Raw genomic sequence first — 15,732 nt, forward strand, 5'->3', positions numbered from 1 at the left:
GAAATCGATCCGGTGCCGTGCCGCCGCTAGCCGCCAATTGTCGCAGGATTATGCCGGGCGACGCTTCATCCGGACGAGCGCGGCATCGAGCGCGGAGAGAAAGCGCGACCGGTCCGCGGCGGCGAACGGCGCCGGGCCGCCGATCGCGTCGCCGCCCGCGCGCAGATCCGCCATGATCGCGCGCGTGGCGATCGCACCGCCGATCGAGCTGGTCGTGAACGGCTTGCCATTGGGGCCGAGCACCTGCGCGCCCGCCTTCAGGCAGCGGTCGGCGAGGAGGATGTCGGCGGTTACGACCACCGCATCCGGGTCGGCCACCTCGGCGATCCAGTCGTCCGCGGCGTCGAACGCGTCGCTCACCACGACGCGCGACACCAGAGGATGGTCGGGGATCCGGATCCGCTGGTTGCTCACGATCGTGACGGCCACGCCGTGCCGCCACGCCACCTTGTACACCTCGTCCTTCACCGGACAGGCGTCCGCGTCGACCAGGATGCGCAGGTTCACCGCGCCGGCTTGCCCTGATACGCGCGCGGCTTGTGCCGCACCGGGGCGGCGTTCGACTGGCGGGGGTTGCGGCGCGGGCCGCTCGCGGCATGGCCGGGATCGCCATCGGCGGGGAGGAACTGCACGCCGCTCTCGTCGTCGGCATTGCTCTTTGCGGTGCGCTTCACCGCATCGGCGAACTTGGCCGCCACCATCCGCGGGATCTCGAACGCGGTTTCGTTCGGGCCGATGCGGATCGCGCCGATCTCGTTCTTGGTGATGTGCCCGCGGCGGCAGATCAGCGGCAGCAGCCAGCGCGGATCGGCATTGTGCCGGCGGCCGACGTCCATCCGGAACCAGACGGTGTCCTCGAATCCGGCGCGCGGCCCCTCGTTGCGGTCGCTCTGGCGCGGCGCGCCCGCCTCCATCAGCTCTTCGGCGGCGGGCAGCTTGGCGCGGTGCGCCTGCACCAGCGCGGCGGCGATCTCTTCGGGCGTGCGCTCGGCGAGCAGGCGTTCGGCGAGCACGCGATCCTCGTCGTCGATCTCGACGGGCGCGAGCAGCGTCTCGATCAGGCGGTCGCGATCCTTCGCGCGGATGTCGTCGGCGGTCGGCGCGTCGATCCACTCGGCGTTGATCCGCGCGCCGCGCAACATGCCCTCGACGCGGCGGCGCTTGGGATAGGGCACGATCAGCACGGCGGTGCCCTTCTTGCCCGCGCGACCGGTGCGGCCCGAACGGTGTTGCAGCGCCTCGGCATCGCGCGGCAGCTCGACATGGACGACGAGGCTGAGCGTCGGCAGATCGATGCCGCGTGCCGCCACGTCGGTCGCGACGCACACCCGCGCACGCTGGTCGCGCAGCGCCTGGAGCGCCTGGTTGCGCTCGGACTGCGAATGCTCGCCCGACAGCGCGACCGCGGCGAACCCGCGCTCCAGCAGGCTGGCGTGAAGGTGGCGGACATTGTCGCGCGTGGCGCAGAACAGCATCGCCGTTTCCGCCTCGTGGAAGCGCAGCAGGTTGATGACCGCATGCTCGATCTCGGACGGGCTGACGGTCACCGCCTGATAGGTGATGTCGCCATGCCCGCGATCCTCGCCCACCGTCGAGATCCGCAGCGCGTCGCGCTGGTACCGCTTGGCGAGCGCCACGATCGGCCGCGGCATCGTCGCCGAGAACAGCAGCGTGCGGCGCTGATCGGGCGTGCCGTCGAGAATCTGCTCCAGATCCTCGCGAAAGCCCATGTCGAGCATCTCGTCCGCTTCGTCGAGCACCGCGACGCGCAGCGACGACAGGTCGAGCGCGCCGCGCTCCAGGTGATCGCGCAGGCGGCCAGGCGTGCCGACGACGATATGCGCGCCGTGGCCGAGCGAACGGCGCTCCTTGGAGGCATCCATGCCGCCGACGCAGGTGGAGATGCGCGCACCCGCCTTGCCATAGAGCCACATCAGCTCGCGGCTGACCTGGAGCGCCAGTTCGCGCGTCGGCGCGATGACGAGCGCGAGCGGCTTGGCGGGCGGCGGCAGGCCGTTGTCGCCGATCAACTGGTCCGCCATGGCGAGACCGAAGGCGACGGTCTTGCCCGAACCGGTCTGCGCCGAGACGATCAGGTCGCGGCCATGCGCCTCGGGTTCGAGGACGGCGGCCTGGACGGGGGTGGGTGCTTCATAGCCACGCGCGGTGAGCGCGTCCGACAGGAGCGCGGGGAGTTTCGAGAAAGGCATGATCGGGTCCAAGATGGGGCGCGCCGCCACCACGGGCAAGGCGTGCACAAGTCAAAGGGCCCGGCCCGCGGCCCATCCGCTCGCCCATGCCCATTGGAAGTTGTAGCCGCCGAGCCATCCCGTGACATCGACCGCTTCGCCGACCGCATACAGGTTTTGCACGCGTTTGGCTTCCATTGTTTGCGACGACAGCTCCGCGGTCGAAATCCCGCCGATCGTCACCTCCGCCTTGGCATAGCCCTCGGTGCCGTTCGGCGCGAACCGCCACGCCGCCAGCGCGCGCCCCGCCTCGGCCAGGCGGCGGTCGGTCGCGCCGGCCAGCGGGCCGTCCAGCCCGATCCGATCGGCGAGCGTCTCGGCCAGCCGCGCCGACAGCGCGCCGCCGAGCAGCTTGCGCAACGTGGCGCGCGGTTGCTCGCGCTTGGCGGCGACGATCCAGTCGGGATCGCGCCCCGGCAGGAAGTCGATCGCGACCGGCTGGCCGTGGCGCCAATAGGACGAGATCTGGAGGATCGCCGGCCCCGACAGCCCGCGATGCGTGAACAGCGCCGCCTCGCGGAACCGCGTCTTGCCGCATCCGGCGACCACGTCGGCCGACACGCCCGACAATTCGCGGAACAGCGCCTCGTCCTGCCCCAACGTCAGCGGCACGAGCGCGGGGCGCGGCTCGACCAGCTTCAGCCCGAACTGGCGTGCAAGATCATAGGCGAAGCCGGTCGCGCCCATTTTCGGGATCGAGGGGCCGCCGGTCGCGATCACCAGCGCGGACGCGTCATGGCTGCGATCGCCGATCGTCACGCGGTAACGGCCATCGGCGTGCGCGACGTTCGTGACCGGGTGGCCGAGCGCGAGCGTCACCCCGCCCTTGGCGCATTCGTCCTCCAGCATGGCGACGATCTGTTTGGCGGAGCCGTCGCAAAAGAGCTGCCCGAGCGTCTTTTCATGCCAGGCGATGCCGTGGCTTTCGACGAGCGCCAGGAAGTCCGCCGCGGCGTAGCGGCCGAGCGCGGATTTGGCGAAATGCGGGTTGGCGGAAAGATAGCGGTCCGCCGCGGTGCCCAGATTGGTGAAGTTGCACCGGCCGCCGCCCGAGATCAGGATCTTCTTGCCCGGCCGATCGGCATGATCGACCAGCAGCACGCGCCGCCCCCGCTGCCCCGCGACCGCGGCGCACATGAGGCCGGCGGCCCCCGCCCCCAGGATGATCGCGTCATACTCCATGCCGCGCCGTAGCCGATCCGCGCACGATCAGGGAGGGGCGCGAGGAGGTTCATCCGCACCATCGTTCCCCGGCGAAGGCCGGGGAGCTGCTATGTTAGAGGGAAATGCTACGACGCCCCATGCTCAAGCTCTTCTTCGATGGCGGCTGCCGGCCCAATCCGGGCCCGATGGAAACCGCGGTCGTGGCGCGGGGGATCGTGCATCACGCCACCGGGATCGGTATCGGCAGCAACGACCAGGCGGAGTGGCGCGCCGCGCGTCATGCGCTCCGCGTGGCGCGCGACTTGGGTGCGACCGATATCGTGCTCGTCGGCGATTCGGCGCGCGTCGTGGCGCAGGCGAACGGCGCGCCGTGCCGCAGCGCGGCGCTCGCCGCCGAGCGCGAGGCGTTCCGCGCGGAGGCCGCGGGCTTCGCGCGCGTCCGCATCCGCCATATCGGCCGCGCGCAGAATCTGGCGGGCACCGCGCTCGAGAAGCGGCATGGCCGGCGCTGATCTCGACCCCCGACACCGCTTGCGGTAAGCGCGCGCGGATGTCCGACCAGCCGATCCGCGTCGCCGCCCTCTACCGGTTCGCGCGCTTTCCCGATCCCGAGGCGCTCCGTGCACCGATCGAAGCGCTGTGCCGCGCGCGCGGCGTGCGCGGCACGCTGCTGCTCGCGGGCGAGGGGCTGAACGGCACGATCGCCGGCGCGCCCGATGCGATCGCGGCGGTGGTCGCGCATCTGCGCGCCCTGCCCGGCTGCGCCGCGCTGACGCTGAAATATGCCGATGCCCCAGCGATGCCCTTCCACCGGCTGAAGGTGCGGGTGAAAGCCGAGATCGTCACGATGGGCGAGGCGGTCGATCCGCTGGGCGAGGCCGGCACCTATGTCGCGCCCGCGGAATGGAACGCGCTGATCGCGGATCCCGACACCGTGCTGATCGATACCCGCAACGCCTATGAGGTGAAGATCGGCAGCTTCGCCGGCGCGATCGATCCGGGCACCGAGAGCTTTCGCGACTTTCCCGCCTGGTTCCGCGCGCATCGCGACGAATGGGCGGGGCGCAAGGTCGCCATGTTCTGCACCGGCGGCATCCGCTGCGAAAAGGCGACGGCGCTGCTGAAGCGCGAAGGCGTGGCGGACGTGTTCCACCTCGATGGCGGCATCCTGAACTATCTCGAAACCGTGCCGCCCGCCGAAAGCCGCTGGGCGGGCGAGTGTTTCGTGTTCGACGAGCGAGTCGCGGTCGGCCACGGGCTGGCCGCCGGCACGCACGTCCTGTGCCGCGGCTGCCGGATGCCGGTATCGCCCGAGGATCGCGCCTCGCCGCTCTACGAGGACGGCGTCGCCTGCCCGGCCTGCCACGGCACGCGCGACGATGCGGCCCGCGCGGGCTATGCCGAGCGCCACCGCCAGGCCCGGCTCGCCGAGGCGCGCGGGCAGGCCCATGTCGGCGCGACCTATGATCCACCCGGTCGCTGATCCCGCCGACCCGCGGATCGCCGCGTACCGCGACATTCGCGAGCGCGATCTGGTCGGCCGCGAAGGGCTGTTCGTGGCGGAGGGCCGCGTGGTGCTGGCGATGCTGCTCGCCTCACCGCGCTTCGCCGCCCAGTCGCTGCTGATCGCCGCGCACCGTATCGCGAGTCTTGGCGACCTGCTCGCGGACGTGCCCGACGCCGTGCCCGTCTATGCCGCCGAACAGCCGGTGCTCGATGCGATCGCCGGCTTTCCGCTCCACCGCGGCATCCTCGCCATCGGGCGACGGATCGCCGCGCCGGATGCGGATGCGCTGCTGGCCGGACTGCCCGAACGCGCCCGCGTGGTGGCGCTGTCCGCAATCGCCAATCACGACAATATGGGCGGCATCTTCCGCAACGCCGCCGCGTTCGGTGCGGATGCGGTGCTGCTCGATGCGGATTGCTGCGACCCGCTCTACCGCAAGGCGATCCGCGTTTCGGTGGGCGCGGCGCTCAGCGTGCCGTTCGCCAGGCTCGCGCGCGGCGAGGACATGGTCGGGCAACTCCAGGCGCATGGCTTCACCGTGCTGGCACTGAGCCTCACCGGCGCGCGCACCCTCGCCGAGATCGTACCGGGCGGGCGCATGGCGGCGCTGTTCGGGGCGGAGGGTCCGGGCCTGCCCGACACGATCGTCGCGCGCGCGACGGGGGTGCGAATCCCGATGGCGCCGGGTTTCGACTCGCTCAACGTCGCGACGACGAGCGGAATCGTGCTGCACCATCTGATGCAGGGGTGATCCCCGTTCCCCGACGAAGGCCGGGGAACGAGAGAAAGTCGCGCCGCGCTACTTCTTCGCGGTCCAGCGATCCATCCAGCCGAGCACCTCGCCATACCATTGGCGGCTGTTCAGCGGCTTCAACACCCAGTGATTCTCGTTGGGGTTCACCACCAGCCGCGACGGAATGCCGCGCCGCTGAAGCGCGGTGAACGCCGCCAGCCCCTGCGTATAAGGGATGCGGAAATCCTTCTCGCCGGTGATGACGAGCATCGGCGTCTTCCACTGCGCGACATAGTTCACCGGATTGTAGCGTTCGAACGCCTGCGGGTCCTGATAATAGGCCTTCCCGCCATGCTCCCATTCGTCGAACCACAGTTCGTCCGTCTCATAAGCCATGGCGCGTGCGTCGAACACGCCGTCATGCTGGACGATGCACTTGAACCGATCGGGCCAATTGCCCTCGATCCAGTTCATCATATAGCCGCCATAGGACGCGCCCAGCGCACAGGCATCGTCCGCATCGAGCCAGCCGAACCGGTCGGTCGCCGCCTTCAGCCCGGCCTTCAGATCCTCGAGCGGCGCGCCGCCCCAATCGTTGCTGATCGCATCGGTGAAGGCCTGGCCGTAACCGGTCGACCCGTGAAAATCGATCGCCACCAGTCCGTAGCCGGCGCCCGCGAACACCGCGGGGTTCCAGCGATAGGACCAGCTGTCGTTGCTCGACCCCTGCGGCCCGCCATGCACCATGAACGCGATCGGCACCTTGGCCGGAGAGCCGTGCGGCCGGACCGCATAGCCCCAGACGGTGTCGCCCTTCGCGCCCTTGAAGCTGAAGCGCGTCACGCTGGGCAGATCGATCCCGGCGAGCCTGGTCGCGTTCACCGCGGTCAGCCGCCGCGGCGCGCGCTTGCCCTCCACCATGTAGAAATCGTCGGGCGCGACGAGGCTGTCGGTCGCGACCAGCACCCCGCGCGGCATCGGCACCGCAGCGGCGATATTGCCCGCCCCCGTCAGCCGCGTCACGGCGCCGCTGGCGGGATCGACCGACCAGAGCGGATTGTCCTGAACGTCCTCGGCGGTGACGTAGATCCGCCGGGAATCGGGGCTCCACGCGATCGATCCGATCGAGCGATCCCAGCCTTCGGTCAGCGCGCGCACCCGGCCGCTCGCGAGATCGCGCAGCATCAGCACCTGCCGGTCCGCCTCGAACCCCGGCCGCTTCATCGCGACATAGGCGAGCGTGCGGCCGTCGGGCGAGACGGTCGGCAGCGTGTCGGTCGCCTGGTTGGCCGCAGTGAGGTTCACCGGCGCGGCGGATCCGTCGGCGGGCGCGGCGAAGATGTCGAGATTGGTCGACAGCGCCTCGATCCGCCCCGCCTCGCGCAGCGCGAAATAGACGGTGCGGCCATCCGCGCTCCACGCCACCTCCTCGCCGCCGCCATTGGGCCGCGACGGCGTGTCGCCGATCAACCCGTGTTCGATCGCGACCCCGTCGCCGGGCGCGCCGTCGCGGCCGAGCGGCAGCACGAAGAGCTGCGACCGGGTGCCGTCCGCCCATGTGTCCCAGTGGCGCACGAAGAGCTGGTCATAGGTCCGCGCCTGACCGGCTTGGGGGTCCTTCTTCGTCACCGCGGGCGCAAGGCTCGGCGCGCCGGGCTTGCGGTCCGCCCAGATCAGCAGCCGGTCGCCGGTCGGCGCGACCTTGAAGCCGCCGAACCCGCCCTGAAAGCCGGTCAGCTTGCGCGCGCCGCCGCCGGTGACGGGAATCGCCCAGACCGCATCGTCGCCGCCCTTGTCGCTCTGGAAATAGACGGTTGTCCCGTCGTTGGAGAATTGCGGGCTCGTCTCGTTGACGTCGGCCTCGGCGGCGAGCGGCTCGGGCTTGGCGCCCTTGCGCGTCAGGTCGAGCCGCCAGAGATCGTAGCGGCCCTTGTCGGCGGCCAGATCGGTCTCGCGCTGTTGCCACACCAGCCAATGCCCGTCCTTCGACACGGCGGGCGAGGAAACGCGCGACAGCATCGTGACGTCGGCGATGGTGAGCGGGCGGGCGGACGCGGGCGTGGCGGCGAGCGCCAGTGCGGCCAGGCTGGTGGCGAGCAGTATCTTCATGGGGCGGGGTTAAAGCCCAATCGCGCATCGCTGGCAATCGGGCGGCTGCGGGTCCACATTGACGGTTTACCCAAGGAACCGGAATCATGGACGCACGTCTCGCCACCGACTGGATCGCCGCGGGAGAGGCCGAACTGGCCGACACGATCGCACTGCGCCGCGCGATCCACGCCGACCCCGAAGTTGGGCTGCACTGCCCGCGCACCACGGAGAAGGCGAAGGCCGCGCTTGCCGGGCTGCCGCTGGAGATCCGCGAGGGGCCGTCCACCACGGGCTTCGTCGCGATCCTGCGCGGCGGCGGCAGCGACGACGCAGCCGGGTCGGGCAGCAACGGCCGCACGGTGCTGCTGCGCGGCGACATGGACGCGCTGCCGCTCACCGAAGAGACGGGCCTGCCCTTCGCCTCGCGCACGCCGGGTGCGATGCACGCGTGCGGGCATGACGCGCATACCGCGATGCTGGTGGGCGCGGCCAAGGCGCTGTGCGCGCGGCGCGAGCAGTTGAACGGCACGATCGTCTTCATGTTCCAGCCGGGCGAGGAGGGCCATCACGGCGCGCGCCACATGATCGCCGACGGCCTGCTGGCCGAGCCGCGGCCCGAAGCGGCGTTCGCGCTCCACATCTCGCCCAACATCGCCGCGGGCACGGTCGTCAGCCGCGCGGGCGCGCTGCTGGCGTCGACCGACACGCTGCATGCCACGATCCGCGGGCGCGGCGGCCATGCCGCCATGCCGCACGAATGCCTCGATCCGATCCCGGTCGCGTGCGAGATCGTCGGCGCGCTCCAGACCTTCCTCGCGCGGCAGGTGCCGGTGGCCGACCCGGCGGTGCTGTCGATCACCAGGATCGAGGGCGGCTTCGCGCACAACGTGGTGCCCGACACGGTGACGATGCTCGGCACGCTGCGCACCCTGTCCGAACCGACGCGGCGGCTGATGCGCGCGGCGTTCCTCCGCATCGTCGAGAATGTCGCCGCCGCGCACGGCCTGACCGGCGAGGCGCGGATCGAGGAAGGCTATCCGGTCACCGCCAACGACGCGCGCGCGACCGCGCTGATGACCGCCTGCGCCACCGCGATCGGCGGCGCGGGCGGCTATGCGACGATGCCCGCGCCGATGATGGGCGGCGAGGATTTCTCCTATGTGCTGCGCGAGATACCCGGCGCGATGGCGTTCATCGGCACCGCGCCCGAGGGCAGCGACCCCGCGACCAACCCGCCGCTGCACAACACGCGGATGACGATCGCCGAGGGGGTGATGGCACGCGGGATCGCGATGCATTGCAGCGTGGCGGAGCGGTTCCTGGAACGCGGTCTGGGCGAATAGGCGGCGGCGGCCGGGCGACGCGTCGCGGATGACGGAATGGCGGGAACGCGCGCGGCCCGCCGCCCGTTTGCGCCTCCGATCCCACGGAGATAGGCCCCATGAAGACGCTCGACCCCGCCACCACCGCGCTCGTCCTGATCGATCTGCAGAACGGCATCCTCGCCATGGACCTCGCGCCCTATCCCGCGAATCTGGTGGTCGAACGCTCGAAGGACCTTGCGGCGCGGTTCCGGGCGGCGGGTTCGCCCGTGGTGCTCGTCCATGTCCGCTTCGGCGAGGGCGAGCGGCCGAGCGCCGAGGCGGACAAGCCGATGGCCGCGCCCGCTGGCGGCTTCCCCGCCGACTGGAGCGACCTGACCGCAGGCTTGCGCGAGCCCGGCGACATCGTCGTCCTGAAGCATCATTGGGGCGCGTTCATCGGCACCGATCTGGATCTCCAGCTGCGCCGGCGCGGGGTGACGACGATCGTGCTGGCGGGCGTCGCGACCAATTTCGGCGTGGAGTCGACCGCCCGCAGCGCCTGGGAACTCGGCTACAACGTGGTGATCGCCGAGGATGCGTGCACCTCGCGCAGCGAAGCGCTGCACCGGTTCGCGATCGACAACATCCTGCCGGCGATCGCGCATGTGATCGCCAGCGACGACGTGACGTTGCGGCAGGAGTGATCGGCGCCACGCCCGCATAGGAGGGGTGTGGCGCAAGCGTCGCCGCCCCCGTACAGCGGGCCATGACCACACCCCGCACCCTGCCGATGGCCGCCGACCTCTATGGCGACATCGAACCCAGCCCCAAAGCCACCTGGCGTGGCTATCTGCCGGGCGTCGCGATCGCCGCGCTCGGCACGCTGGCCGCGGGGTTCCTGTCGGATCATTACGGCGCGCCACTGACGCTGATGGCGCTGCTGATCGGGCTGGGGCTGAACTTCCTGTCGGCGGATGCGCGGCTGACGCCGGGCCTCGCGCTCGCTTCGCGCACGCTGCTGCGCTGGGGCATCGTGCTGGTGGGCGTGCGGATCACCTTCGGGCAGATCGCCGCGCTGGGCCCGGTGGCGCTGCTCGCGGTGGTCGCGATCGTAGCGGCGACGATGGGAATCGGCATCCTCGTCGCGCGGCGGCTGGGGCTCGGACCCGCCTTCGGCACGCTGGCGGGCGGCGCGGTGGCGATCTGCGGCGCATCGGCGGCGATGGCGCTGGCGACGACGCTGGGCGAGAAGCGCGCGGGCCAGGCGCAGCTGACGCTCGTCCTCGTCGGCATCTCGGCGATGAGCGCCACCGCGATGGTGCTCTACCCGCTGATCGGCCATGCGCTGGGGATGAGCGACTTGCGCGCCGGGTTCCTGCTCGGCGCGTCGATCCACGACGTCGCGCAGGCGCTGGGCGCGGGCTATTCCTATTCCAAGGGCGCAGGCGAGATCGCGGCGATCGTGAAGCTCACGCGCGTGGCGCTGCTCGCACCCGTGCTCGCGGTGGTGGCGCTGTTCCTGCCGCGCGGCGAGGGCGGCGCGCGCGGACCGGGGCTGCCCTGGTTCGTGATCGGCTTCTTCGTGCTGGCCGGCATCAACTCGCTCGGCGTGATCCCGCCGGTGATCGCCAGCGGCGCGGAGCGGACCGCGACCGGGCTGCTCGCCACCGCCGTGACCGCCACCGCGATCCGCTCGCCGCTGGCGCAACTGCTCGAAGCGGGGCCCCGGCCGCTGTTCGTGATCCTGGCGGCCACGGTCGGCGCGCTCGGGCTGGCGCTGCTCGCCGCGCAGTTCCTGATCCACTGAGCCGCATCATCGGCGTTGCGGCGACTGTCGTAGATCGGTAATACAGCGCGATGGCCGATCACGGATATACGCGGATGCCGCCCCCCGATCTGGACGACCGGTTCGAGGGCTGGGACGATCAGCTCGCCCGCTTTCCGACCGATGACGGAACCCCCGCGCCGCGGCGGACGAGCCGGTGGCGGTGGTTCATGCGCGGGCTGGGCGGGCTGATCCTGCTGCTGGTGATCGCCTGCCTGTGGCTGGCGATCACCGCACCGCTGTCCAAATCGCTCCAGCCGCCGACGCCGCCGTCGATCACGCTGCTGGCGAACGACGACCATACGCCGATCGCGCGGCGCGGTGCGATCCTGGGGCCCCGGGTCGATGCGGCAACGCTACCCAAGCATGTGACGCAGGCGTTCCTGGCGATCGAGGACCGCCGCTTCTATTCGCATTGGGGGATCGACCCGCGCGGCGTGGCGCGCGCGGGCTGGCACAATCTGCGCGGCGGCAGCGTGCGCGAGGGCGGCAGCACGATCACGCAGCAGCTCGCCAAGAACGCGTTCCTCGATTCGGACCGCACCGCGGGGCGCAAGATCCGCGAGGCGATGATCGCGTTGTGGCTCGAGGCTTGGCTGTCGAAGAACGAGATCCTGTCGCGCTATCTGTCGAACGTGTATTTCGGCGACAACGTCTATGGCCTGTCGGCCGCGGCGAAACATTATTTCGGGCGGACGCCGGCCACGCTCAACATCGGCCAGGCGGCGATGCTCGCCGGGCTGGTGAAGGCGCCTTCGCGCCTTGCCCCCACGAGCAATCTGGAGGGCGCGCGCGACCGCGAGATGGTGGTGGTACAGGCGATGGTGGCCGCCGGTTTCCTCACCCCGGCGCAGGCCGCGGACGTGCAGCCGCAGCGCGTGCTGGCGCAGGGGCCGCAGCAACTGCCGAGCGGGACGTATTTCGCCGACTGGGTGCTGCCCGAAGCGCGCGACCAGGCGGGGGAGATCAAGACCGAGGCGACGGTGCGCACCACGCTCGATCCCCGGCTGCAACGCGACGCCGAGCGCGCGGTGAAGCGCGCCGGGCTGCGCCAGGCGCAGATCGCGCTGGTGGCGATGAAGCCCGATGGCGAGGTGGTGGCGATGGTGGGCGGCAAGAACTACGCCGCCAGCCCGTTCAACCGCGCCACCCAGGCGCGGCGCCAGCCCGGCTCCACCTTCAAGCTGTTCGTCTATCTGGCGGCGATGCGCGCGGGGATGACGCCGGATTCGACCGTGCTCGACGAACCCGTCACGATCGGCGACTGGAAGCCGCGCAACGCCGATGGCCGGTATCAGGGGCGGATCACGCTGCGACAGGCGTTCGCGCGCTCGTCCAACGTGGCCGCCGCGCGGCTGACGCAGCAGGTGGGCGTGAAGGCCGTCATCAAGGCAGCGCGCGATCTCGGCATCTCGACGCCGATCGCCAACGAGGCGACGATCGGGCTCGGCACCTCGACCGTCTCGCTGCTCGAGCTCACCGCCGCCTATGCCGCGGTCGAGGCGGGCCATTATCCCGTGCAGCCGCGCGGGCTGGAGGATGTGCGGCAGAAGAGCTGGTATCAGTCGCTCACCGGCGGCGCGACGACGATGCCCGACACCATCCATACCGAGATGCTCGACCTGCTGGCCGCCTCGATCCGCAACGGCACCGGGCGGCAGGCGAACATTGCGGTCGACGCGTTCGGCAAGACCGGCACCACGTCGGACAGCAAGGACGCGCTGTTCATGGGCTTCGCGCAGGGGCTCGTCGTCGGCGTGTGGGTCGGCAACGACGACAACAGCGCCAATCCCGGGCTGTCGGGCGGCGGCGTGCCCGCCCGCGTGTGGCGCGACTTCATGACGCAGGCGCTGAACCTCGCGCCCGCCGCGCCGCCGCCGACCGTGGACGACGAGGCGGTCGACCCCGATTCGATCCAGACCGATGTCGACAATGCCGCGGGCAGTATCGCCGGTGCGGTGCAGGGCCTCGGCCTCGATCTGCATCTGGGCGATGACGGCAGCATCACGCTGGGCCGTGGGCGCGACCGGGACCGCGACCGCGAAGGCCCCCCGCCCGAGGATCGCCGCCCGGAGGATGGACCGCCCGACCGCGAGTGAAGCCCACCGACGCGCGTTGACGACGCCCCCTCCGGCTCTCTACGCATCCGGCCATGCGCTTCTTTTCCGACAACGCCGCCGCCGTTCACCCGCACGTGATGGACGCCATCGCCGCCGCGAACACGCTCGACACCGCCTATGACGGCGATCGGTGGAGCAAGGCGCTCGACGGCCGCCTGTCCGAGACGTTCGAGACCGCAGTGCGCGTGCTGTGGGTGCCGACCGGCACGGCCGCCAATTGCCTCGCGCTTGCCGCTTTGTGCCCGCCTTATGGCGGCGTGGTGTGCCACCGCGACGCGCATATCCAGAACGACGAGGGCGGCGCGCCCGAATTCTATACCCACGGCGCCAAGCTGATGCTGGCCGAGGGCGATGGCGCGAAGCTGACGCCCGACGGGATCGCGGCAGTGATCGATGCGGTGGCCGACGACGTGCACCGCGTCCAGCCGCACGCGATCTCGATCACCAACGCCACCGAATATGGCCTCGTCTACGATCCCGACGAGGTCGCCGCGATCGGCGCGCTGGCCAAGTCGCGCGGGCTGGGGCTGCACATGGACGGCGCGCGATTCGCCAATGCCGTCGCCAGCGCCGGCTGCACGCCCGCCGAGGTGACGTGGCGCGCGGGCGTCGATGCGCTGAGCTTCGGCTTCGTCAAGAACGGCGCGATGAGCGCGGAGGCGCTGGTGTTCTTCCGCACCGACCTCGCCGATGCAACGCTGCGGCGGCGCAAGCGGGCGGGGCTGCTGCTGTCCAAGGGCCGCTATCTGGCGGCGCAGATCCTCGCGATGCTCGACGACGATCTGTGGATCGAGAATGGCCGTGCCGCCAATGCGCGCGCGGCTACGCTGGGAGCGCAGGCGGGCGGCCGGCTCGTCCATCCGGTGCAGGCAAACGAGCTGTTCCTGCGCGCGACCCCCGCCGAGGCCGCGGCGTTGCGGGCGAAAGGCTTCGATTTCTACGACTGGGCGCCGGGCGAGATCCGGCTCGTCACCGCCTGGGACAGCCCGGTGGAGGCGGTGGCGGCGCTGGCCGAGGCGATCGGCGCGCTGTGAGCGGTTCGCCGCCGCCCCGTTCCGCGCAGGCGGCGATCCTGATCCCGTTCGGCATCGTCACGCTGATCTGGGGATCGACCTGGCTCGTGATCCGCGACCAGATCGCGGTCGTCCCGCCCAGTTGGTCGGTCAGCTATCGCTTCCTCGTCGGCGGTCTCGCGATGGCGGCGGTTGCGCTGGCGCGGCGCGAGCGGCTCGGCTTCGATGCGCGGGGATGGGGCTTTGCGGTGCTGCTCGGCGTCAGCCAGTTCTGCCTCAACTTCAACTTCGTCTACCGCGCGGAGGCGTTCATCACCTCGGGCCTGGTGGCGCTCGTCTATGCGCTGTTGCTGGTGCCCAATGCGGTGCTGGCGCGCGTGTTTCTCGGGCAGCGGATGGGGCGGCAGCTCATCGTCGGCTCTGCGGTGGCGATGGGCGGCGTGGCGCTGCTGTTCGTCCATGAGGCCCGATCCGCGACCGCCGGGCCCGGCGCGGCGCTCACCGGCATCGGCCTCACCCTGTGCGGGATTGCCGCGGCCTCCACCGCCAATGTGATGCAGGCCACCCAGACCGCAAAGCGTTACCCCATGGCGGCGATGCTGGCGGTGGCGATGCTGATCGGTGCGGCGCTCGATGCCGGCGTCGCCTATGCGCTGACCGGGCCGCCGGTGATCGAGCTGCGTCTCGGCTATTTCGCCGGCATCCTCTATCTCGGGCTGTTCGGATCGGCGGTCGCCTTCACGCTCTATTTCCAGGTGCTGCGCGCGATCGGGCCGGCCAAGGCGGCCTATTCCGGCGTGATCGTGCCCGTGATCGCGATGCTGCTCTCCACCCTCTTCGAGGGCTATCGCTGGTCGCCGCTCGCGGTGGGCGGGGCGGTGCTCGCGGCGATCGGGCTGGTGATTGCCTTGAGGGCGCGCAGGCCGGCACGGTAATCGGGATAGCGCGGCGCCCAGCCGAGCACGCGCTTCGCCTTGCCCGCCGCCACCCGCCGATTCTCGCGGTAGAAGCCGCGCGCCATCGGCGACAGCGTCTCCAGCGCCACCACCGGCGGCGGCGGCAATCCCAGCAGGCGCGCGGCGAAGACCATGACGTCGTCCTGCGAAGACGGCCGGTCGTCCGCCAGATTATAGGCGCCGGGGGGCGCCGCGAACCCCGCCACCACGCCGCTTGCCAGATCGTCGACATGGATGCGGCTGAAGACCTGTTCGGGCAGGCCGACGCGGTGCGCGGTGCCCGCCGCGACGCGCTCCAGCGCGGACCGGCCGGGGCCATAGATGCCAGGCAGGCGGAACACGTGTGCGTCGATTGCGCGCCATGCCGCATCCGCCGCGGTTCGCGCCGGACGCCGGCCGCCAAGCGGTGCCGTCTCGTCCACCCACGCGCCGCCCGCATCGCCATAGACGCCGGTGGACGACAGATAGCCCAGCCACGCGCCGCTCCGCGCGATTGCATCGCCGTAGCGCGCCAGCACGGGATCGGTGTTGCCGTCGGGGGGAACCGAGGAGAGAATGTGAGTCGCCCGCGCGAGTTCGCCGAAAACCGCGGCATCGTCGTCGAAGCGGAGCAGCCCGGCTCCGCCGCTCCGCGTCGTGCCGCCGACGGATCCGCCCTTCGCACCGACACGGTCGGCGATGCGGCGTGCGCTATATCCCATGCCGAAGACGAACAGATGGATCATGGCTCGATCCTTAGCCGGTTTTCCGCCGTGCGCGATCCCGGGCGT

General features: G+C 70.9%; 14 protein-coding genes. 9 read left to right on the forward strand and 5 right to left on the reverse strand.

All coding sequences use genetic code 11. The features are described from left to right. Positions 1 to 48: 48 nt before the first annotated feature. The 3 genes from L8H00_RS07155 to L8H00_RS07165 are packed head-to-tail and all read right to left on the reverse strand — an operon-like array spanning position 49 to position 3,431. Complete coding sequence (locus tag L8H00_RS07155) at positions 49 to 501, reverse strand: YaiI/YqxD family protein (RefSeq protein WP_242096706.1); 453 nt, start codon at positions 499 to 501, stop codon at positions 49 to 51. A 2-nt stretch (positions 502 to 503) separates the two neighbouring features. Beyond that, positions 504 to 2,210: a DEAD/DEAH box helicase gene (locus L8H00_RS07160; protein WP_242096572.1), complete on the reverse strand. Its 1,707-nt coding sequence runs from the start codon at positions 2,208 to 2,210 to the stop codon at positions 504 to 506. 51 nt (positions 2,211 to 2,261) lie between these two features. Next, positions 2,262 to 3,431, reverse strand: a complete 1,170-nt coding sequence (locus L8H00_RS07165) for an NAD(P)/FAD-dependent oxidoreductase (RefSeq protein ID WP_242096573.1) — start codon at positions 3,429 to 3,431, stop codon at positions 2,262 to 2,264. 119 nt (positions 3,432 to 3,550) lie between these two features. Here L8H00_RS07165 and L8H00_RS07170 point away from each other — a divergent pair, with 119 nt between their 5' ends. The 3 genes from L8H00_RS07170 to L8H00_RS07180 are packed head-to-tail and all read left to right on the forward strand — an operon-like array spanning position 3,551 to position 5,671. Then, on the forward strand, positions 3,551 to 3,925 hold the full coding sequence (locus tag L8H00_RS07170) for a reverse transcriptase-like protein (RefSeq protein WP_242096574.1): 375 nt from the start codon (positions 3,551 to 3,553) through the stop codon (positions 3,923 to 3,925). 38 nt (positions 3,926 to 3,963) lie between these two features. Next, positions 3,964 to 4,896: a rhodanese-related sulfurtransferase gene (locus L8H00_RS07175; RefSeq protein WP_242096575.1), complete on the forward strand. Its 933-nt coding sequence runs from the start codon at positions 3,964 to 3,966 to the stop codon at positions 4,894 to 4,896. Beyond that, on the forward strand, positions 4,877 to 5,671 hold the full coding sequence (locus tag L8H00_RS07180; RefSeq protein WP_242096576.1) for an RNA methyltransferase: 795 nt from the start codon (positions 4,877 to 4,879) through the stop codon (positions 5,669 to 5,671). Before L8H00_RS07175 ends, L8H00_RS07180 begins: the two co-directional genes overlap by 20 nt. A 48-nt stretch (positions 5,672 to 5,719) precedes the next feature. Here L8H00_RS07180 and L8H00_RS07185 read toward each other — a convergent pair whose 3' ends face one another. Beyond that, positions 5,720 to 7,762, reverse strand: coding sequence for a S9 family peptidase (locus L8H00_RS07185; protein ID WP_242096578.1), 2,043 nt, complete (start codon positions 7,760 to 7,762; stop codon positions 5,720 to 5,722). Between the two features lie 86 nt (positions 7,763 to 7,848). Here L8H00_RS07185 and L8H00_RS07190 point away from each other — a divergent pair, with 86 nt between their 5' ends. The 6 genes from L8H00_RS07190 to L8H00_RS07215 all read left to right on the forward strand — a co-directional run bounded on the left by L8H00_RS07190 (position 7,849) and on the right by L8H00_RS07215 (position 14,941). Beyond that, positions 7,849 to 9,087 carry a M20 family metallopeptidase gene (locus L8H00_RS07190; RefSeq protein ID WP_242096579.1) on the forward strand — a complete coding sequence of 413 codons (1,239 nt, stop codon included), beginning with the start codon at positions 7,849 to 7,851 and terminating at the stop codon, positions 9,085 to 9,087. A 98-nt stretch (positions 9,088 to 9,185) separates the two neighbouring features. Continuing rightward, positions 9,186 to 9,752 (forward strand): hydrolase, encoded by a 567-nt coding sequence (locus L8H00_RS07195; RefSeq protein WP_242096581.1) that lies wholly within the window; start codon positions 9,186 to 9,188, stop codon positions 9,750 to 9,752. Between the two features lie 62 nt (positions 9,753 to 9,814). After that, a complete protein-coding gene (locus tag L8H00_RS07200) occupies positions 9,815 to 10,855 on the forward strand; it encodes a putative sulfate exporter family transporter (RefSeq protein WP_242096582.1) in 1,041 nt (346 codons plus the stop codon). 74 nt (positions 10,856 to 10,929) lie between these two features. After that, entirely contained in the window at positions 10,930 to 12,972 is a 2,043-nt protein-coding gene (locus L8H00_RS07205; protein ID WP_242096584.1) for a PBP1A family penicillin-binding protein, read from the forward strand. 53 nt (positions 12,973 to 13,025) lie between these two features. Next, positions 13,026 to 14,027, forward strand: a complete 1,002-nt coding sequence (locus L8H00_RS07210; protein ID WP_242096586.1) for a beta-eliminating lyase-related protein — start codon at positions 13,026 to 13,028, stop codon at positions 14,025 to 14,027. Further along, complete coding sequence (locus L8H00_RS07215) at positions 14,024 to 14,941, forward strand: EamA family transporter (protein ID WP_242096588.1); 918 nt, start codon at positions 14,024 to 14,026, stop codon at positions 14,939 to 14,941. Before L8H00_RS07210 ends, L8H00_RS07215 begins: the two co-directional genes overlap by 4 nt. Here the strand turns inward: L8H00_RS07215 and L8H00_RS07220 are convergent. After that, entirely contained in the window at positions 14,851 to 15,687 is an 837-nt protein-coding gene (locus tag L8H00_RS07220) for an NAD(P)-dependent oxidoreductase (RefSeq protein WP_242096589.1), read from the reverse strand. The two genes, L8H00_RS07215 and L8H00_RS07220, sit on opposite strands and share 91 nt — an antisense overlap. Between the last annotated feature and the right edge of the window lie 45 nt (positions 15,688 to 15,732).

The organism is Sphingomonas sp. CROZ-RG-20F-R02-07, assembly GCF_022662335.1.
In the GTDB taxonomy this organism is placed as follows: domain Bacteria; phylum Pseudomonadota; class Alphaproteobacteria; order Sphingomonadales; family Sphingomonadaceae; genus Sphingomonas.

Excerpts from the sequence above, each read along its gene's own strand:
- L8H00_RS07160 (WP_242096572.1), bottom strand. The coding sequence starts at position 2,210 with ATGCCTTTCTCGAAACTCCCCGCGCTCCTGTCGGACGCGCTCACCGCG.
- L8H00_RS07165 (WP_242096573.1), bottom strand. The coding sequence starts at position 3,431 with ATGGAGTATGACGCGATCATCCTGGGGGCGGGGGCCGCCGGCCTCATG.
- L8H00_RS07170 (WP_242096574.1), top strand. The coding sequence starts at position 3,551 with ATGCTCAAGCTCTTCTTCGATGGCGGCTGCCGGCCCAATCCGGGCCCG.
- L8H00_RS07175 (WP_242096575.1), top strand. The coding sequence starts at position 3,964 with ATGTCCGACCAGCCGATCCGCGTCGCCGCCCTCTACCGGTTCGCGCGC.
- L8H00_RS07180 (WP_242096576.1), top strand. The coding sequence starts at position 4,877 with ATGATCCACCCGGTCGCTGATCCCGCCGACCCGCGGATCGCCGCGTAC.
- L8H00_RS07185 (WP_242096578.1), bottom strand. The coding sequence starts at position 7,762 with ATGAAGATACTGCTCGCCACCAGCCTGGCCGCACTGGCGCTCGCCGCC.
- L8H00_RS07190 (WP_242096579.1), top strand. The coding sequence starts at position 7,849 with ATGGACGCACGTCTCGCCACCGACTGGATCGCCGCGGGAGAGGCCGAA.
- L8H00_RS07195 (WP_242096581.1), top strand. The coding sequence starts at position 9,186 with ATGAAGACGCTCGACCCCGCCACCACCGCGCTCGTCCTGATCGATCTG.
- L8H00_RS07200 (WP_242096582.1), top strand. The coding sequence starts at position 9,815 with ATGACCACACCCCGCACCCTGCCGATGGCCGCCGACCTCTATGGCGAC.
- L8H00_RS07205 (WP_242096584.1), top strand. The coding sequence starts at position 10,930 with ATGCCGCCCCCCGATCTGGACGACCGGTTCGAGGGCTGGGACGATCAG.
- L8H00_RS07210 (WP_242096586.1), top strand. The coding sequence starts at position 13,026 with ATGCGCTTCTTTTCCGACAACGCCGCCGCCGTTCACCCGCACGTGATG.
- L8H00_RS07220 (WP_242096589.1), bottom strand. The coding sequence starts at position 15,687 with ATGATCCATCTGTTCGTCTTCGGCATGGGATATAGCGCACGCCGCATC.